Origin of the sequence: Flavobacterium aquiphilum (assembly GCF_027111335.1) — a bacterium.
Taxonomy (GTDB): Bacteria; Bacteroidota; Bacteroidia; order Flavobacteriales; family Flavobacteriaceae; genus Flavobacterium; species Flavobacterium aquiphilum.
Map to the genome: position 1 here is coordinate 2312198 of NZ_CP114288.1, position 18089 is coordinate 2330286.

General features: G+C 37.3%; 14 protein-coding genes, 3 tRNA genes and 1 pseudogene. 7 read left to right on the top strand and 11 right to left on the bottom strand.

Features of this window, described 5'->3' with window-relative positions; genetic code table 11:
• Positions 1-180: 180 nt before the first annotated feature.
• Entirely contained in the window at positions 181-1206 is a 1026-nt protein-coding gene (locus OZP12_RS09635; RefSeq protein ID WP_281228877.1) for an LLM class flavin-dependent oxidoreductase, read from the top strand.
• A 59-nt stretch (positions 1207-1265) separates the two neighbouring features.
• A complete protein-coding gene (locus OZP12_RS09640) occupies positions 1266-3020 on the top strand; it encodes an ABC transporter ATP-binding protein (RefSeq protein ID WP_281228878.1) in 1755 nt (584 codons plus the stop codon).
• 100 nt (positions 3021-3120) lie between these two features.
• On the opposite strand, the gene OZP12_RS09645 is transcribed toward OZP12_RS09640, so the two are convergent.
• From OZP12_RS09645 to OZP12_RS09675, 7 genes are all read right to left on the bottom strand, one after another.
• Complete coding sequence (locus tag OZP12_RS09645; RefSeq protein ID WP_281228879.1) at positions 3121-3402, bottom strand: hypothetical protein; 282 nt, start codon at positions 3400-3402, stop codon at positions 3121-3123.
• A gap of 106 nt (positions 3403-3508) precedes the next feature.
• Positions 3509-4378, bottom strand: a complete 870-nt coding sequence (locus OZP12_RS09650) for a DUF808 domain-containing protein (protein ID WP_281228880.1) — start codon at positions 4376-4378, stop codon at positions 3509-3511.
• 221 nt (positions 4379-4599) lie between these two features.
• A complete protein-coding gene (locus OZP12_RS09655) occupies positions 4600-5640 on the bottom strand; it encodes a GMP reductase (protein ID WP_281228881.1) in 1041 nt (346 codons plus the stop codon).
• 156 nt (positions 5641-5796) lie between these two features.
• Entirely contained in the window at positions 5797-6471 is a 675-nt protein-coding gene (locus tag OZP12_RS09660; protein ID WP_281228882.1) for an HAD family hydrolase, read from the bottom strand.
• A 60-nt stretch (positions 6472-6531) separates the two neighbouring features.
• Positions 6532-7131 carry a nitroreductase family protein gene (locus OZP12_RS09665; protein ID WP_281228883.1) on the bottom strand — a complete coding sequence of 200 codons (600 nt, stop codon included), beginning with the start codon at positions 7129-7131 and terminating at the stop codon, positions 6532-6534.
• 303 nt (positions 7132-7434) lie between these two features.
• Positions 7435-7824: a group I truncated hemoglobin gene (locus tag OZP12_RS09670; RefSeq protein ID WP_281228884.1), complete on the bottom strand. Its 390-nt coding sequence runs from the start codon at positions 7822-7824 to the stop codon at positions 7435-7437.
• A gap of 301 nt (positions 7825-8125) precedes the next feature.
• Entirely contained in the window at positions 8126-8377 is a 252-nt protein-coding gene (locus tag OZP12_RS09675; protein ID WP_281228885.1) for a hypothetical protein, read from the bottom strand.
• A 318-nt stretch (positions 8378-8695) separates the two neighbouring features.
• Between OZP12_RS09675 and OZP12_RS20610 the strand changes: the two are divergent.
• Positions 8696-9418: pseudogene (locus OZP12_RS20610) on the top strand (recombinase family protein); the annotation flags it as partial.
• A 730-nt stretch (positions 9419-10148) separates the two neighbouring features.
• Here OZP12_RS20610 and OZP12_RS09680 read toward each other — a convergent pair.
• The 3 genes from OZP12_RS09680 to OZP12_RS09690 all read right to left on the bottom strand — a co-directional run bounded on the left by OZP12_RS09680 (position 10149) and on the right by OZP12_RS09690 (position 10437).
• Positions 10149-10222: transfer RNA gene (locus OZP12_RS09680), tRNA-Arg, on the bottom strand.
• Positions 10223-10236: 14 nt separating this feature from the next.
• Positions 10237-10311, bottom strand: a tRNA-Pro gene (locus OZP12_RS09685).
• Between the two features lie 42 nt (positions 10312-10353).
• Positions 10354-10437, bottom strand: a tRNA-Ser gene (locus OZP12_RS09690).
• 567 nt (positions 10438-11004) lie between these two features.
• On the opposite strand from OZP12_RS09690, the gene OZP12_RS09695 reads away from it, so the two are divergent.
• The gene (locus OZP12_RS09695; protein ID WP_281228886.1) at positions 11005-12189 is read left to right on the top strand and encodes an acetyl-CoA C-acyltransferase; all 1185 of its coding nucleotides are present in this window, start codon (positions 11005-11007) and stop codon (positions 12187-12189) included.
• A 249-nt stretch (positions 12190-12438) separates the two neighbouring features.
• Positions 12439-13203 (top strand): C40 family peptidase, encoded by a 765-nt coding sequence (locus OZP12_RS09700; RefSeq protein ID WP_281228887.1) that lies wholly within the window; start codon positions 12439-12441, stop codon positions 13201-13203.
• Positions 13204-13427: 224 nt separating this feature from the next.
• Here the strand turns inward: OZP12_RS09700 and ytxJ are convergent, their stop codons facing one another.
• Positions 13428-13817 (bottom strand): bacillithiol system redox-active protein YtxJ, encoded by a 390-nt coding sequence (gene ytxJ, locus OZP12_RS09705; RefSeq protein WP_281228888.1) that lies wholly within the window; start codon positions 13815-13817, stop codon positions 13428-13430.
• Between the two features lie 329 nt (positions 13818-14146).
• Between ytxJ and clpB the strand changes: the two genes are divergently transcribed.
• Together clpB and OZP12_RS09715 are read left to right on the top strand one after the other, a co-directional pair.
• Positions 14147-16750 carry an ATP-dependent chaperone ClpB gene (gene clpB / locus OZP12_RS09710; RefSeq protein ID WP_281228889.1) on the top strand — a complete coding sequence of 868 codons (2604 nt, stop codon included), beginning with the start codon at positions 14147-14149 and terminating at the stop codon, positions 16748-16750.
• 395 nt (positions 16751-17145) lie between these two features.
• A complete protein-coding gene (locus tag OZP12_RS09715; RefSeq protein ID WP_281228890.1) occupies positions 17146-18009 on the top strand; it encodes a hypothetical protein in 864 nt (287 codons plus the stop codon).
• The last annotated feature ends 80 nt before the right edge of the window (positions 18010-18089 follow it).

An 18089-nucleotide genomic window follows, 5' to 3' on the forward strand; every position in this document is an offset into this window, starting at 1 on the left:
GTGAACCGGGGTTCGGTTCACAAGATTGTAACGAATAGCAGGAGGAATCTTGATTAAAGGGCAAATGTTTTGCTCCAAAATAAATGCAAAGTATTTCGGTTTAAAATTTATAATTCAATTAACATCTCAAAATAAATAGCTAAGCGTTAATGATTAATTTTGTGCAAACGTATTTTGATTATGAAGTCCTCAATCCCAATATCTTTATTAGAGTTAGCTATTATCACGCAGGAAAGCAATGCGGCGGAAACGATGCAAAAAACAAAAGAATTGGCTCAACTGGCCGACGATTTGGGTTATAAACGAATCTGGCTGGCCGAACATCATAATATGGCTCATGTTGCGAGTACGGCAACGGTCGTGTTGATTGGTTATATTGCAAGTCAGACGCAGAATATTAGGGTTGGTTCAGGCGGAATTATGCTGCCGAATCATTCTCCGTTGATTATTGCTGAGCAGTTTGGGACATTGGGAATCTTATACCCGGAGAGGATTGACCTTGGTTTGGGACGGGCTCCCGGAACCGATACGCAAACTGCGCAGGCAATCAGACCTGATTTTTTTGAAGAATCACAACGATTTCCAAAGAATGTAAAGGCTTTACAAGATTATTTTTCGGAAGCGAATGCTGAATCAAAAGTGCGTGCTTTTCCGGCCGAAGGAGTCAATGTTCCTATTTGGATTTTAGGGTCGAGTATGGATAGTGCATCATTGGCTGCTGCTTATGGATTGCCGTATGCTTTTGCGGGGCATTTTGCGCCAAGACAAATGATTCAGGCATTTGAGTTTTACAGAGAGAATTTTAAACCATCAATTTATTTGGACAAACCCAAAACGTTAGCGTGCGTGAATGTGATTGCCGCCGATACAGATAATGAAGCCGAAATTTTATCGACGAGCTTGTATCAAATGTTTCAGAATTTGGTTCAAAATACCAGAAAACCATTGCAGCCACCTGTGGATTCTTTGTCAGATTTGATGAATGATATGAGCGAAGAATCCCGTTTTCATGTTAATCAGATGACTGCGGGTTCCTTCATAGGCAGCAGGGAAACATTGACTAAGGAATTAAAAGAATTCATCAAGTATTCCCGTGTGGATGAATTGATGATTTCCAGTCCAATTTTTAATCATCAGGATAAATTAAAGAACTTACGGATAGTTAAAAAGGTTATTGATACCATAAATGAACCGGAAACGGTATAATTTTTTACAAAACTCGTATCAATAGTTGTAGTTTTGTATTCCAAATTTTAGACAAAAAAATGAAGATATTATACACTTATATTAAAGAACACAAACCTTTATTGTTTTTAGCCTTGTTTTTGGCAGCTATCAATCAGTGTTTTTCGTTGTGTGACTCCATCATCATTGGTAAATTATTGAATCAATGCGGTGTTGGTGTTGCCAGTTTCCATAACAATTTCGGGCTTTTTACCAAAGCTGTTTTGGGTTGGTTGGTCTTATCATTAGGAGCTTCCATGATGTCAAGGATTGCTAAAAACTTCCAGGATTATTTTACTAATATTATCATTCAGCGAACTGGCGCGAAAATGTACACGGACGGAATCAAAAAGGCTTTGGAATTGCCTTTTCAGGATTTTGAGGATCAACGAAGTGGGGAAACATTAGGGAAACTCCAAAAAGTAAAAATAGATTGCGAAAAGTTTATTACGTTGTCTATTTCGTTAGTTTTTCAAACGCTGATCGGGATTGTATTCGTGATGGGATACGCGATTAATATTCACTGGCTTTTGGGGCCAATTTTTTTGGCTACTGTTCCTGTTATTGCTTTTATCAGTTCTTTTTTAGGTAAAAAGATCAAGAAAGTTTCAAGAGAAATTCTTGGAGAAACTACAGCTCTGGCAGGTGCTACAACCGAATCGCTACGTAATATCGAATTGGTAAAAAGTCTAGGACTAACAGACCAGGAAGTGAATCGTTTGAACAGTACAACAATAAAAATATTAGGATTGGAATTGAAGAAAGTCCGTTTTATTCGTTCGTTGAGTTTTGTTCAGGGGACAACGGTTCATTTTATGCGAACCAGTTTGGTTTTTGCGCTGTACATGTTTATTTTTCAAGGAATTATTAAGCCGGGAGATTTGATCACGCTGATGTTTTTCTCTTTCTTTTTGTTTAATCCACTTCAGGAGCTTGGAAATGTGATTGCGACCTATAATGAAACAAAAGCTTCTATGGATAATTTTGGCGAATTGATGAATTCCAAAAGTGAAGAGAAACCAGTGCATCCAAAAACAATTGGTCTTATCGACAATTTGAAGTTTTCGAATATTTCGTTCAAACATCAAACCGCGACTTCGCATGCTGTAAAGGACATTTCTTTTGAAGCTAAAGCGGGCGAGACTATTGCTTTTGTGGGACCTTCGGGAAGCGGTAAAACGACTTTGGTTAAAATGCTGGTAGGTTTATACACCCCTGAGGAAGGTGCTATTTTTTATAATGAAACAAATGTCAAAGACATAGACTTAACAGAGCTGCGTCAACAATTAGGTTTTGTGACTCAAGATGCTCAACTGTTTTCGGGGACGATAAAAGATAATTTGCTGTTTGTAAAACCTGATGCAACAGATGAAGAGATAAATGATGTTTTGCAAAAATCGGCTTGTCAAAATTTATTGGCCCGTGCCGAAAAAGGTTTGGATACAACCATAGGAGAAGGCGGAATTAAAGTGTCGGGTGGTGAAAAACAGCGCTTGTCGATAGCTAGAGCATTGTTGAGAAATCCGAGATTGCTGTTGTTTGACGAAGCTACTTCAGCACTTGATTCCATCACCGAAGAAGAAATCACCAAAACCATCAAAAGCATTTCTTCTAAACAAGACCAAATTACAGTATTGATTGCACATCGTCTGTCAACTATTATGCATGCTGACCGAATTTATGTTTTGGAGCAGGGAGCTATTATCGAGCAAGGAAGACATTTTGATTTACTTGATGAAAAAGGGCTTTATTATGCGATGTGGAGACAGCAGATAGGGGAGAGAAAATTGGTGTAAATATTGAAATAAATATATAGACCCGACAGGTTTTAAAAACATAAGTGTTCGGAAGACCTTAAAAACTTGTCGTTAAACAACCTACTAATCTCAAAGTATGTCATTCCGAGGAACGAGGAATCTCCGCAAGTAATTCCGCAATCAAAATCCCCAATCTTTGTCGAGCTTCTAACGGAGATTCCTCCTGCGTCGGAATGACAATATTACGTAAAATAGGGTGTTTCTTGTCGTATTCAACTCTTTCGAACACTTGTGTTTTTAAAACCTGTCGGGTCTCTATTTTTTGATTTTTTCCAGTTAAAAGTTTTTCTTTTTTATTTCCTCCAAAAGATTTTCCGGAATAGGCCTGCATTTGCAATTTTTTTCGTGTTCCAAATGCCATTCGATTCTTTGTTGTAAACTTGGGTTTTTAGGCATTTTATTTTCCAAATGCCATTCTCGATTTATTTTCATAACAATTTTGATAGGTGTTTGCTAAATGTATTCCATTATTTTTTGCCTGTTATTTTTTTGAATAGGGTAATAATTCCTAAAACGATGAAACCAATTATAAGCCCAATGCTGAATTCTTTTATAAATGAGGGCAATATGGGGAATAAATGATGTAAAAACGCATTGTTATGTACAAATATACCTCCTGCTACCATAAGCAGAGCGATTGTGCCAAGAACCGCCAAACTTTTAATCACTTTGGGTAGCGCTTGGACAAGAATGTTTCCAATTGTTCTTGTTATTCCAGGTTTGTTTTTACTCAATTTGATAAGTGAAATACCGAGTTCGTCCATTCTCACGATTAGAGCCACAATGCCATAGACTCCTATTGTCGCAATAACTGCAACTATCGAAACAACGACGATTTGGTTTTGAATGGGTTTTCCTATTACCGTGCTCATCGCTATGATTACAATTTCGACGGAGAGAATAAAATCAGTGAATATGGCCGATTTTATTTTTTCTTTTTCAAGTTCCAAAATTTGAGATTCAGATATAGTTTCAGGAATGTTTTCGGGTTTTGGGTGATGGTGAGGAAAAAAGTATTCGTATATTTTTTCGGCACCTTCATAGGCTAGAAAAAGTCCCCCAAGCACCAATATTATTTTGATTGCCAAAGGGAAAAAAGCACTCAGCAGAAAGGCGATAGGTAATATAATCAGTTTATTGATAAATGAACCTTTTCCGATTGCCCATAAAACGGGAAGTTCTCTGGAAGATACAAATCCGGATGCTTTTTCGGCATTAACCGCCAAATCGTCTCCTAATATTCCGGCTGTTTTTTTTGTTGCGATTTTACTCATTGCAGCCACATCGTCCATAATGGCCGCGATATCATCCAATAGTGCGAAAAAACCTGATGTCATTATTCTTTTAAGTATTTATTGATGCTAAACTACTACTTTTTGGCTGAATTTATTTCTGAAATACTAGATTACTTGGATAGCCCCGATGGAAACGACATCCTGTGGCCCTGGGGTTCAGGGGCACAGATACAGTGAACAGCGGGACTGAAACTATTATGAAAACTATTGTTGTGCTCCTAAAAAAATAAAAACACCAGCTTTTCAGCCAGTGTTTCGTATGATTATTTGTTGAAAATAACATTCTCCTGTTCGAGTACCCGAATAAAGGTGGTTCTTTTGGTTAGTTCTTTCAATTTGGAAGCGCCTACATAGGTGCAAGTGCTTCTCAAGCCGCCGAGAATATCTTTTAAAGTGTCGATAACCGCTCCTTTGTAAGGAACCTGAACCGTTTTTCCTTCGCTGGCTCTGTATTCGGCGACACCGCCAACATGTTTGTTCATTGCCGTTTCTGAACTCATTCCGTAGAATTTTTTATATTTTTCACCATTAATTTCAACCATTTCGCCACCGCTTTCATTATGGCCTGCAAGCATTCCGCCTAGCATGACAAAGTCGGCTCCGGCACCAAAGGCTTTGGCAACATCGCCAGGAGTGACACAACCGCCATCACTTATGATATGACCTCCCAAACCGTGAGCGGCATCGGCACATTCAATTATGGCTGAAAGTTGGGGATAACCAACACCCGTTTTTACCCTTGTTGTACAAACCGATCCGGGACCGATTCCCACTTTTATAATATCGGCACCAGCCAACAGTAATTCTTCGACCATTTCGCCAGTAACGACATTTCCGGCAATAATTACTTTATCAGGATATTGATTGCGTGCTTTTTTGACAAAACTTACAAAGTGTTCTGAATAGCCATTGGCCACATCAATGCAAATGAATTTTAATTGAGGGTATTGTCCAAATATTTCTCCAATCTTTTTGAAATCATCTTTTCCCGTACCAGAACTTACTGCAATATATTCCTGAATATTTCCGGGAGCTTTTTTCATGAATTTGTCCCATTCTTCCAAAGAATAATGTTTGTGGATGGCTGTAAAAAGTTTTTCTTTGGCGAGTTCCAATGCCATTTCAAATGTCCCCACTGTGTCCATATTGGCACCCATGATAGGAACTCCTGACCAAATGGAAGAACTGTGTAAAAATTTATATTCCCTTTCCAATGAAACTTGCGATCGGCTCTTTAAAGTGGAGCGTTTGGGTCTAATCATTACATCTTTAAATCCTAATTTAAGTTCGGTTTCTATTCTCATGATGCTAAAAATATGGTTACCTACAAATTTATTGTTTTTAAGAATTAAAAGAGATGTAAATCAGAGGTAAAAGTGTAAATAGTTATGAACTGTAAATTGTTTGTAATGCTGTTTAATGCCAAACGAATATTTGATTTGAAGTAAGTTTGTTCCGAGTTATCTGTGGGCTATAATTTCATCTGGTTGTAAGATCTGGATTAAATCCAAAGGATGATGCAACACATGTTTTGCACCCTGTGCAATCAATTCATCTTCCGGGCGGTATCCCCATGACACACCCACTGCATGCATGTTGGCATTGGTAGCCGTTTGCATATCAATACCGGAATCGCCAACGAAAATGATTTCTTCGGTTTTCAATCCTAGCTTTTTGCTGATTTCAATAGCCTCGGATGGATTTGGTTTTTTTAATGCTTCGACAGTCAATCCAACTATTGGATCAAAACAATCGGGAAACAATTCATTGGTGATTTTCTTAGTAAGTTCATCCGATTTATTCGAAAAGACACTTAGTTTTATATTGTTTGAAACCAAGTAATCCAATAATTCGTTAATTCCGTCGTAAGGTTTGGTTTTACGGGTGCAGTTAGTGCTATATTCTTCAATCATCAATTGGTAGCAATGATCGATATGCTTGTCGTCATTATGGGGTGAAGGCAATGATTTACTTACCAAATTTCGGAGACCGCTCCCAATGAAATATTGATAGGTTTCGTAACTGTGAGTAGGGTAGTTGAGGTTTTGGAGAATACTGTTCATTGCATCTGCAATGTCTTCAAGTGAATTAACTAGTGTTCCGTCTAAATCAAAAATAATTCCTTTAAATTTCATTCGTTATATTTTATATCAATCGTAAGTATAACTGTTCCGATTGTAATTTTTTGATTGGTTTTAAATAGTTTCAATTACATTTTCGTGTAATCTTCTGGATTTTGGTGTTGTTTCAATTCGGTTGAAATCATCTTCCGAAGCGTAACCTACAGCCATTGCAAATAGCGGTTTGTATGCCGACATGTTTAGGATAGCTTTGTATTTATCAGATTCTATCCCTTCCATCGCTGTCGAGTCCAAGCCCAATGCAACGCTTGCTGTCAAAGCAACTCCCAGAGAGATATAAACTTGTTGGGATAGCCATGTTTTTAAATCGGCTTCCGGTTTACTTGCTTTGATTTGGTTGTACCAATTCCTTCTGGCTTCTGGTAATTCATTGTCCACCACTTCTTGAAAAGCATCCAAATCATCGGCAACACTAAATACGACTAACAGTTTAGCCTGATTTACTTTTTCTTCATTGTGCATAGAAACCGAAGCCAGTTTTGTTTTAACTTCCTGATTTTGCACAAATGTAAATTTCCAAGGCTGGATATTTATGGAAGAAGGGGAGAGACGCAAAATTTCTTTTAAGGCCTCGATTTTTTCCTGTGGTATTTCTTTGTGCGCGTTGTATTTTTTCGCAGTATATCTTTTTTGTATTAATTCTAAAATATTCATGGTGTTGTTTTTAATGCTTTGTCTATTGATTGGCAAAGTTAAGCAATAAAAGTCTGTTGTCTCTCGCAAGAATTTAGATTGTGAGTTTATATTCCCTGCTCAAATCCATATCGTATTGCCGATCAAACTCGTTCTTCTATGTTCGTTTGAGATTTAGATTCTTTAGATAATACATGTTTACAAAGATTGACTTTTTCTTTATAAATGTAAAAAAGCTACAAAATTATTTTCTTGTAGCTTTCTTATTTTGTGCAATTACTTGCCGTTGTGGGTGTCGATTGTGGAGGTTTGAGCATAATGATATTATACCCCAATCATTTGGTCTTTTAATGAATAAATGATAGCCAGAACATCTTTTTTTGATTGCTCGTCAATGTTCTTTTTGCTAAGAACAGACATAATATCGTCCATCACACACAAGTATTCTCCTTGACTAATATTCATTCCAACATGGGCCGAGTGCATATCTTTACCTGAGTACTGTTGAGGACCTCCACTACCCATGACAAAAAACTCTATCACATGCTTTCTAATTTCCGCTAAATGTTCTGGGTCATCTTTTAGAGGAAGAAATCTTGCTTTAATGTCAGGGTTGACCATATGGGCTTCTATAACTTCGGTTGCAATGGCAGTTATTCCCTCTGTACCACCCAGACGTTCGTAAAGACTTTTTTCGTTTGCATTATTTTCCATTTTGATTAAGTTTTTAAATATGGTTATTATTAATTTAAGTTACTTTCAAAAATTTTATTGGAGCACAATGACTTAAATAGGATAAAATGTAATTTGTTTTTATGGTATTTATTCTCTTGGAGGATAAATTACATGAAATAAACAAATCCGAATAGGTGTGGGGACAATTTGTAGAAATTGGGGGGATGAAGCGAAAAAATAAAATGTAAAATACTGTTTATTAATTCTTTATAAATTTAATAAAAAAATGAATACGAGTTGTTTAAAAGAATATTAATTACTCCCATTTTGAATTTACCTTTTACTCAGCGTGTCCTGTAGCATCAGTTGATTTGGAAGGGCGGAAATCTAAGGTCCATATTAGATAATCTTTTAGAAAAATTATAAGATCATATACCAAATCATAAAGTGATGCAAAAACAGTAATCAAGATGTTTATCAGACCTAATTTTTTAATTTTCAATAGTATTTTTATAATAGTTTTTAAAATGAAAACTATCGAATCATAAACCACGTCATAAATTGAAGCGAAAAAATTAATTAAGATTTTCATCGGTGGGCTATTTTTTTTTATGGAACTTTTACAATTGGAGCGGTTTTCCTTGGTTTTTTTGTTAATGAAAACAGCCAAAAAGTTCTTTCTTTTTTAAATTATTTGAAAGACAATCTGTTACCTTTTACAGGTTATTTTAGTTCTCAAAAACCAGTACAAAAATAGCTGAAATTTATTAAAAAGCCGACAAAATACAATTATTTTATTATAATGTAGGAAAAAGATTTGTTTTAAAAGAGGGCTTTAATTGAGCAATACTGATAGCATCGATTTGCTACAAATCTAAAGGTTGCAAACGAGCAGGCAGACAAGGGGTATTCGCAACGCGACCAGAAAGAACGTCTGCGCAAATACTGTGAAGCAAATTCTATTCAGGTTCGTAAAGTGATTTTTGAAGATCATTCCGCAAAAACTTTTATCCGGCCGTCATGGAAAAAATTCCTGGCTGAATTACGGGCACGCAAAGGGCATTCTGATTTGGTACTCTTTACCAAATGGGACAGGTTTAGCAGAAATGCCGGTGATGCCTATCAGATGATAAGCACCTTGCGCAAACTTGGTGTGGAGCCGCAAGGCATAGAACAGCCATTAGATCTGTCTATTCCAGAAAACAAAATGATGCTTGCCTTTTATCTGGCAGCACCTGAAGTGGAAAATGACCGCAGGGCATTGAATGTTTTCCATGGAATGCGCAGGGCAAAAAAAGAGAGCCGCGTTATGGGGCGTCCTCCTTTAGGTTACGTCAATAAAATTTCAGAAACAGGCAAAAAGTATATTGCCATTAATGAAGACCAGGCAAACATTATGCGATGGGTATTTAATGAAATATCAAAAGGGCAGTTAAATACAGAACAGATTTGGAAATTAGCAAATCAAAAAGGGCTTGGCTGCAGTAAGAATGCTTTTTGGATGGCTTTACGTAATCCTATTTATTATGGAAAAGTATTCATAGCAAAATATAAAGATGAAGAAAGCCAATTAGCCCAGGGACAGCATGAGCCTTTAATTTCGGAATTATTATTCTACGATGTACAGGATATACTGGAAGGGCGCAAAAAAAAGAGAAGAACTACTGTAACGGTAGATCCTGCATTGCTGCTGCGCGGATATTTATTATGTCCTAAATGCGGCAAGCTGCTAACTGGCAGTGCGTCTAAAGGCCGTTATAAATATTACCATTATTACCACTGCCGATTAGGCTGTACATTCCGTGAGAAAGCGCCAGTAGTAAACGACAGAATTGCGGAAGAAATAAAAAAATATGTTAGACCGCTTTCTTTTTTAGAACTGCACAAACAAACTATAATATCTGTTTTTAAAAATAAAACAAAACATCAGCGAAGTGATGCGAATCAATTGAAGGCTGAACTTGACCAAACAAATATAAGATTGACAAGGGCAAGAAATCTTCTTATTGCAGGGGATTTAGACCCCGATGATTACCGCAAGATAAAAATAGAATCAGAAGAAAAAATAAACAGGCTTGAAATCCAACTAACTACTGAAAGCACCAGCATGACAAGCGTTGAGCCTCTGTTGAATAAGGCTTTTAGTAATATCTCACAACTCGCAGCGCTCTATGAAGAAGGCAATACTATTAGGAAAAGAAAGATCGTAGGTTTGATTTTTCCTGAAAAACTCACTTTTGAAAAAAATGAAGTTCGAACCACTAGAATTAATGAAGGATTAAGGCTTATGCTCTTATTTTACAATGACTTGGACGATATAAAAAAAGGGACAAATCAGAAAAAATCTGACTTGTCCCACAAGGTGAACGCAGAAGGATTCGAACCTTCGACCGCCTGCTTAGAAGGCAGGTGCTCTATCCAGCTGAGCTATGCGTCCATTATTTCAATTTGTCGGGGTGGCAGGATTCGAACCTGCGGCCTCCTGCTCCCAAAGCAGGCGCGATAACCGGGCTACGCTACACCCCGAAAAAACATTCGGCAAATTTACTTGAAATTTCAAATAAATTGCGGAGAGACAGGGACTCGAACCCTGGCGACGATTACTCGTCGACAGATTAGCAATCTGCTCCATTACCACTCTGGCACCTCTCCAAAACCAAGGAAACGTGCCCTGATTTGCGGTTGCAAACTTAAGACATGTTTACGTTTCTCACAACTATTTCTTCACTTTTTTTTAATATTTTTCGACTATTTATTTAAATCACTTCACTATCAAAGATATAGCAACAGCTCAAAAAATCATTTTTTATTTAAGAAACTACTCCCTTAACCGCAAAAGCGCCAAATTCATATTTCCCAATGATACAAAAAAAGCCTTTTGCCAACTTTTAGCCCCGATTGCAGTGAAAATCCTTTATATTTTTTCTTTAAAAATATAAAGATTGTAACGTAAAGCGGGAACAATGTCACCAAATACGCCTAAGGTTTTTGCTCCAAAAAATAGTAATCATAGTAAGCTTTAATAGTTCAAACGCCTTTCCAATTTAAATTCAAACATATTTTTACAATCTGTTATAAAAAATCGATTTTATTAACAATACAAACAAAATAAAAGCCAAAAATTGAGATTAGTTAAAAATACCCCAATTAAAACACACAAAAAATTTGAATTTTATAAAATAATCTTAAATTTGCTAAACAAACCAAGATATAATAAACATGAGCAAAAGAGTTGTTATCGTTTCTGCCGTTAGAACCCCAATCGGCAGTTTTATGGGAGGATTATCTACAGTTACTGCGCCAAAATTAGGAGCAATAGCCATAAAAGGTGCACTAGAAAAAATACAATTAGACCCAAATTTAGTTGACGAAGTTTTCATGGGAACAGTTATCCAGGCTGGTTTAGGTCAGGCTCCTGCACGCCAGGCGGCGCTTTACGCTGGTCTTTCAAACAATGTTGCCTGCACAACGGTAAATAAAGTATGTGCTTCGGGAATGAAAGCTATAATACTTGGATCGCAAGCCATCCAATGCGGCGATGCCGAAATTGTAGTTGCCGGAGGAATGGAAAACATGAGTTTGATTCCGCATTATATGAATTTGAGAAGCGGAACAAAATTCGGCCCAAGCACAATGATCGACGGAATGCAAAAAGATGGTTTAACTGACGCTTATGACAATAATGCGATGGGAGTTTCGGCCGACCTTTGCGCAACAGAATATAAAATTTCCAGAGAAGAACAAGACAACTTTGCAATTCAGTCTTATGAGCGTTCTGCCAAAGCCTGGAACGAAGGTAAATTCGACAATGAAATTGTACCCGTTCCCGTTCCTCAAAGAAAAGGAGATCCAATTATCATTTCAAAAGACGAGGAATTCACCAATGTAACTTTGGCAAAAATCCCAACGCTAAGCCCGGTATTTACCAAAGACGGAACTGTTACCGCAGCAAACGCTTCAACGATAAACGATGGTGCAGCAGCCGTAGTTTTGATGAGTGAAGAAAAAGCAATTTCGCTAGGCTTAAAACCTTTAGCTTACATAAAAGGATATGCCGATGCTGCTCAAGAACCAAAATGGTTTACTACAACTCCTGCTAAAGCACTTCCTAAAGCATTGGCAAAAGCCAACCTTACTTTAGACGAAATTGATTATTTTGAATTCAACGAAGCTTTTTCGGTAGTTGGATTAGCCAATTCGAAAATACTTGGATTAGACAACGACAAAGTAAATGTTAACGGTGGAGCGGTTTCATTAGGACATCCTCTGGGCTGTTCAGGAGCCAGAATCATTGTTACTTTATTGAATGTTTTGGAACAAAATAATGCAAAATATGGCGCAGCGGCTATATGTAACGGTGGTGGTGGCGCATCTGCTTTCGTTATAGAAAGATATATTGCATAAACTTTATTTAAACCATATAACCGATATAAGACTATTTAAGCTGAACTCAAAGCAAAGTCAAATTAAAGCCCATAGAAGTAAAAAACTTTTATGGGCTTTTTAATTTTAATACTCGTAGTCATAAATGACCTTATATGACTTATTATGGTTTAAATTTTTACAGCTTTTAAGTGAAGTTTTGTCTAAAATAAATTACTATTTTTACAGCTATTTTCGATTCGTATTATTTTTAATTTCTAATTTATATAAATGTTTGGAATTTGTAATCTAGCCATGATTCCACTTCGCGCCGAAGCCAGTGACAGAAGCGAAATTGTTTCCCAGGTATTGTTTGGAGAGCATTTTAAAGTTTTGGAACAAGAAAAACAATGGTCTCATATCAAACTGCAATATGATGATTACGAAGGCTGGATAGATACCAAACAATTTCAACCGATTTCAGAAGCTTGCTATAACCAACTTTCATCAGATGCCATCATTCTCAATGCCGATTTGATTGAATATGTTGTGGCTCCATCTAATTTATTGCTCCCCATTCCGCTTGGAGCTTCTTTATCTTTTCTAAATAATCCGGAAATTAATACCGCTAATTTCAATTTTGAAGGAACTAAAATAAGCGGAGTAAAACCACGAAAAAACATAATAACTTCAGCTTTTATGTACCTGAACGCTCCCTATTTATGGGGCGGTAAAACACCTTTCGGGATAGACTGTTCCGGTTTTACACAAATGGTTTACAAACTGAACGGTTATAAATTATTGCGTGATGCATCACAACAAGCCACACAAGGAGAAGCCTTGAGTTTTATTGAAGAAAGCGAGCCAGGTGATTTGGCTTTTTTCGATAATGACGAAGGAAGAATCATTCACGTGGGAATAATAATGGAAAACAACTATATTATCCATGCCAGCGGAAAAGTTAGGATCGACAGATTAGACCACCTTGGAATCTACAACGCCGAAACTGGCAAACACACCCACAAACTAAGGGTAATCAAAAAAATTATACCTTAAATCATTTATTTTTTTAGGAGCAAAACATCTGCAATTCCTAGCTACATTTCTCCCGCTTTCCGCTATATCTTTCCCTTTTTTAGAGAAAAAAGGAAAAGGATGTCGCTGCAATCGGGGCTAAAAATCAACATTTGGCATTTTTTAGACAAATAAAAAACCATCAAGAAATTAAATCTTAATCAAACTTAATTCCTTAACGGTTTAATTATTTTCCGGTAAAATTATTACAATCTTTCTACCAATTCTCCGGCATCAATATCGCTATGTGAGACATTATAAACCGATTCTCCGTTTTTAATCAACAATAATTGAGGAGATTGGTGCATAACCTGAAAACGATTGGCAATTTCATTGGAAATATCTCTGTACTCCAACAAATCCAAAAAATAGGCATCTACCCTATCTTCTAAATCATATTCGTTTTCAAACTGCTTTAATGCAAATCTACTTATGCTGCAACGGGTGCTGTGTTTAAAAATCAAGGCTGGCTTTTGATTCGAAAAGGCAATCATTTCATCCAACTGTCCCGCATGCTGAAGCGGAATCCAATTAATTTTACTTTCTTTTTCTTTCTTTTCTTCTGAACTACCAAATAGGGAATTAAATAGGCTCATTTTGTCTTATTTTCTGTCTTTTTGTCTTTAAAAATAGATAAAAATCATTGCTAAAACGTCAAATTGTCCGTAAATTTAGACTGGAATACGATTTGATGATTATTTCGCAAAGTTAGTTATTAAATAGTAGAATTTAGCAATAAGTGATTGGTTAAAAAGATTCGTTCATAGTTTCTATTTATCACTAATCGCAAGTAAAACAAACACATAAAATCAGCTTAAGAGGTTTCCTACGGAAGATTCTTCTTAGCTGTTTTTGCTAAAAGCTAATTAAAAATCACTAACCGCTAACAACTCAAATCTTTACAATAGTATTAAAAAAAAAAGCCATGAACATAAACAAATTTACAATCAAATCGCAGGAAGCCATACAACTTTCACAACAATTGGTTCAGAGTTTAGGGCAACAGCAAATAGAAAACGAGCATATTTTCAAAGCCATTTTTGAAGTCGATGAAAATGTGGCTCCATTTATTTTGAAAAAACTAAACGTCAATGTTCCGTTGTTCAAACAAATTTTGGATGCAACCATTCAGAGCTTTCCAAAAGTTTCAGGAGGCGAAATCCAGCTTTCCAGAACTGCTAACACCACGTTGAACGAAGCCGAAATCATAGCTCAAAAAATGAACGATGAATACGTTTCCATTGAGCACCTGATTCTAGCTATTTTCGATTCCAAAAGCAAAGCATCCCAAATCCTAAAAGATCAGGGTGTAACCGGAAAAGGACTCAAAGCCGCCATCGAAGAATTACGCAAAGGCGAACGTGTAACCTCAGCATCTGCAGAGGAAAATTACAATTCGTTAAACAAATACGCCAAAAACCTCAACGAACTGGCCAGAACAGGCAAACTTGACCCGGTAATTGGCCGTGACGAGGAAATACGCAGAGTTTTACAAATCCTTACCCGAAGAACCAAAAACAACCCAATGCTGGTGGGAGAACCCGGTGTGGGTAAAACCGCTATTGCCGAAGGTCTTGCCCATCGAATTGTAGATGGTGACGTACCGGAAAACCTGAAAGAAAAAATCGTGTTCTCACTTGATATGGGAGCCTTGATTGCCGGTGCCAAATACAAAGGGGAGTTTGAAGAAAGACTGAAATCGGTGGTTAAGGAAGTTATCGCTGCCGAAGGTGATATTGTTCTTTTCATTGACGAAATCCACACGCTTGTGGGTGCAGGTGGTGGCGAGGGCGCGATGGACGCTGCTAATATCTTGAAACCGGCTTTGGCCCGTGGTGAATTGCGTGCCATCGGTGCTACGACTTTGGACGAATACCAAAAATATTTCGAAAAAGACAAAGCCCTTGAACGTCGTTTCCAAAAAATCATGATTGAGGAACCCGATACCGAAAGTGCCATTTCGATTTTGAGAGGTATCAAGGAAAAATATGAAACACACCATAAAGTACAAATCAAAGACGATGCGATTATTGCTGCCGTAACGCTTTCGCAGCGTTATATCACCAATCGTTTCCTTCCGGACAAAGCCATCGACTTAATGGATGAAGCTGCTTCCAAACTACGCATGGAAATCAACTCCAAACCAGAGGAATTGGACGTTTTGGACCGAAAAATCATGCAGTTGGAAATCGAAATCGAAGCCATTAAGCGAGAAAAAGACGAGAGCAAACTCAAAATCTTAGGTTTGGAACTGGCCAACTTGAAAGAAGAACGAAACGTAATTTATGCCAAATGGAAATCCGAGAAAGAAGTTGCCGATAACATACAGGAAGTAAAAACCGAAATCGAAAATTACAAATTCGAAGCTGAACGCGCCGAACGTGACGGCGATTATGGTAAAGTGGCCGAAATCCGTTACGGAAAAATCAAGGAAGCCCAAGATCGATTGACTGAATATCAAAAACAACTAGTCGAAAACCAATCGGGAACTTCCCTAATAAGAGAAGAAGTAACCCGTGAAGACATTGCCGAAGTGGTAGCCAAATGGACAGGAATTCCCGTGATGAAAATGCTGCAGGGAGAACGCGAAAAACTATTGCATCTCGAAACCGAATTGCATCACCGTGTTGTGGGTCAGGAAGAAGCCATTCAGGCCGTGAGCGACGCCGTAAGACGTAGCCGTGCCGGACTACAGGACACCAAAAAACCGCTAGGGACATTCCTTTTCCTTGGTACAACCGGAGTTGGAAAAACTGAATTGGCAAAAGCCTTGGCCGAGTATCTTTTTGACGACGAAAACGCCATGACCCGAATCGATATGAGCGAATACCAAGAACGCCACAGCGTGAGCCGCTTGGTAGGTGCGCCTCCGGGCTATGTGGGTTATGACGAAGGCGGGCAATTGACCGAAGCCGTGCGTAGAAAACCGTATTCGGTGATACTTTTGGACGAAATCGAAAAGGCACATCCGGATACTTTTAACATCTTGTTGCAGGTACTCGACGAAGGCCGCTTGACCGACAACAAAGGGCGTTTGGCCGATTTCAAAAACACTATTATCATCATGACTTCCAATATGGGAAGCCAGATTATACAGGAAAAATTTGAAAACCTAAAAGGAGGAATCGAAGCTGCCACCGAAATCGCCAAAATCGAAGTCCTCGGATTGTTAAAACAAACCGTGCGACCCGAGTTCATCAACCGTATCGACGAAATCGTAATGTTTACACCGCTTACATCTGAAAATATTACCAAAATTGTAAGTTTACAGTTGAAAAGCGTTACCAATATGCTTGCCCAACAAGGCATCACAATGGACGCAACGCCCCAAGCAATCGAGTATTTGTCCGAGAAAGGATATGATCCTCAGTTTGGTGCCAGACCGGTAAAACGAGTAATCCAAAGAGAAGTTCTCAACAAACTCTCCAAAGAAATCCTCGCCGGAAAAATACATCCCGACAGCATCATCCTACTCGATGCCTTCGACAACGAACTCGTTTTCAGAAACCAAACCGAGTTGGCACACTGATAAATAAAGTTACGTCAGTTCGAGTAAATTGGAAATGCGACAGCTTTTCAAATTGAATCGAGAACCCCAAAACTGCAAAGTGCTAACGCTTTGCAGTTTTTTTTTTGAGCAGGACATTAGTGCTTAGTACAAATGTAATCCCACACACAACGTTAAAAAAGCCCAATTAACGAAGAAATCAGTTGCATTCTCAATCAATAAAAACAACCACTATCCATTCCCTACAAATAATACTACTTTTAAAAAATTAACTTCTTTGATATGTAAGAAATAATTTTAAATTTGTAAACACTGATAAATTAAACCAAAACATGCGCATAACATACCAATTAAACGTAAAACTGGTTTTATTTATGCGTATATAAACTAGTTATGCACAAATATAAAACAGCCAAATGACACTTTTAACAGCTGGAATAGACGACTTAGGAACAGAAAGACAACTATTAGAAGGTTGGTCTTATTTTGTAATTGAAAAGGAACTGCTTGATGAATTTTCTCAAAGGGCAAATGAATTACTTAATGGAATAGCATTAGATTCATTCCACGGGAAAAATTATAAAAGGAGATTTAAAGATAAATATTTGCAATTCCTCAAACTCTGTAGAGAGTATGCTGAGAAAAGTAAAATATCGCTAATTGGTGTTGTTTTACAGAATCAAGAATGGAAAAATCAGTACATTCCATTTACCGAACGATTAATCAAAAACGTCTATGGAAAAAATGATATTGATGACCCTAATTTGGTTTCATCTGCTCAAATGCTAACAAGTCCATTATTTACTTTACAACATTTGACTAAATCACTTTCTGCAGATTATGGAATACAAATAATAGTTGACAGTCATAATGTAACCCAAGGATTTGGAACACAAACTATTCAAGTTTCAAATTCAATAGGCTCAACAACTATGACATCAAATCAACTTCTTAATGTAATTTATAATGGCTACAGAAAACTTCAATATCCTAATTCACCAACATTGATAGATGATGGTATTTCAGTGGTATCTGATGGAGATTCCTTTTTGATACAAGCTGCTGATATAATGGGTAATTTTTCATTATCGTATGCAAAGAGAAAACTTGGAGTGGAGACTAACACAATTGTCGAAAAAGCAGAAATATTTTCTGAAGTTTTTGGTGACGTATTCGACAGCAAGGATTTTAATACTGATTTTGAAATTTCTGAAACAGGAGAACTTAATTTGAAGTTTGACGGACAACAAACGCTGCTATTTGGTCGATATGGAGAATAGAATATCTGTGCATAACAGCACCTACCCAAAAGGCGGGTTTTCGTGCTTCTCAGACAGTTTTGTGGTAGCTGAAAGTTCAG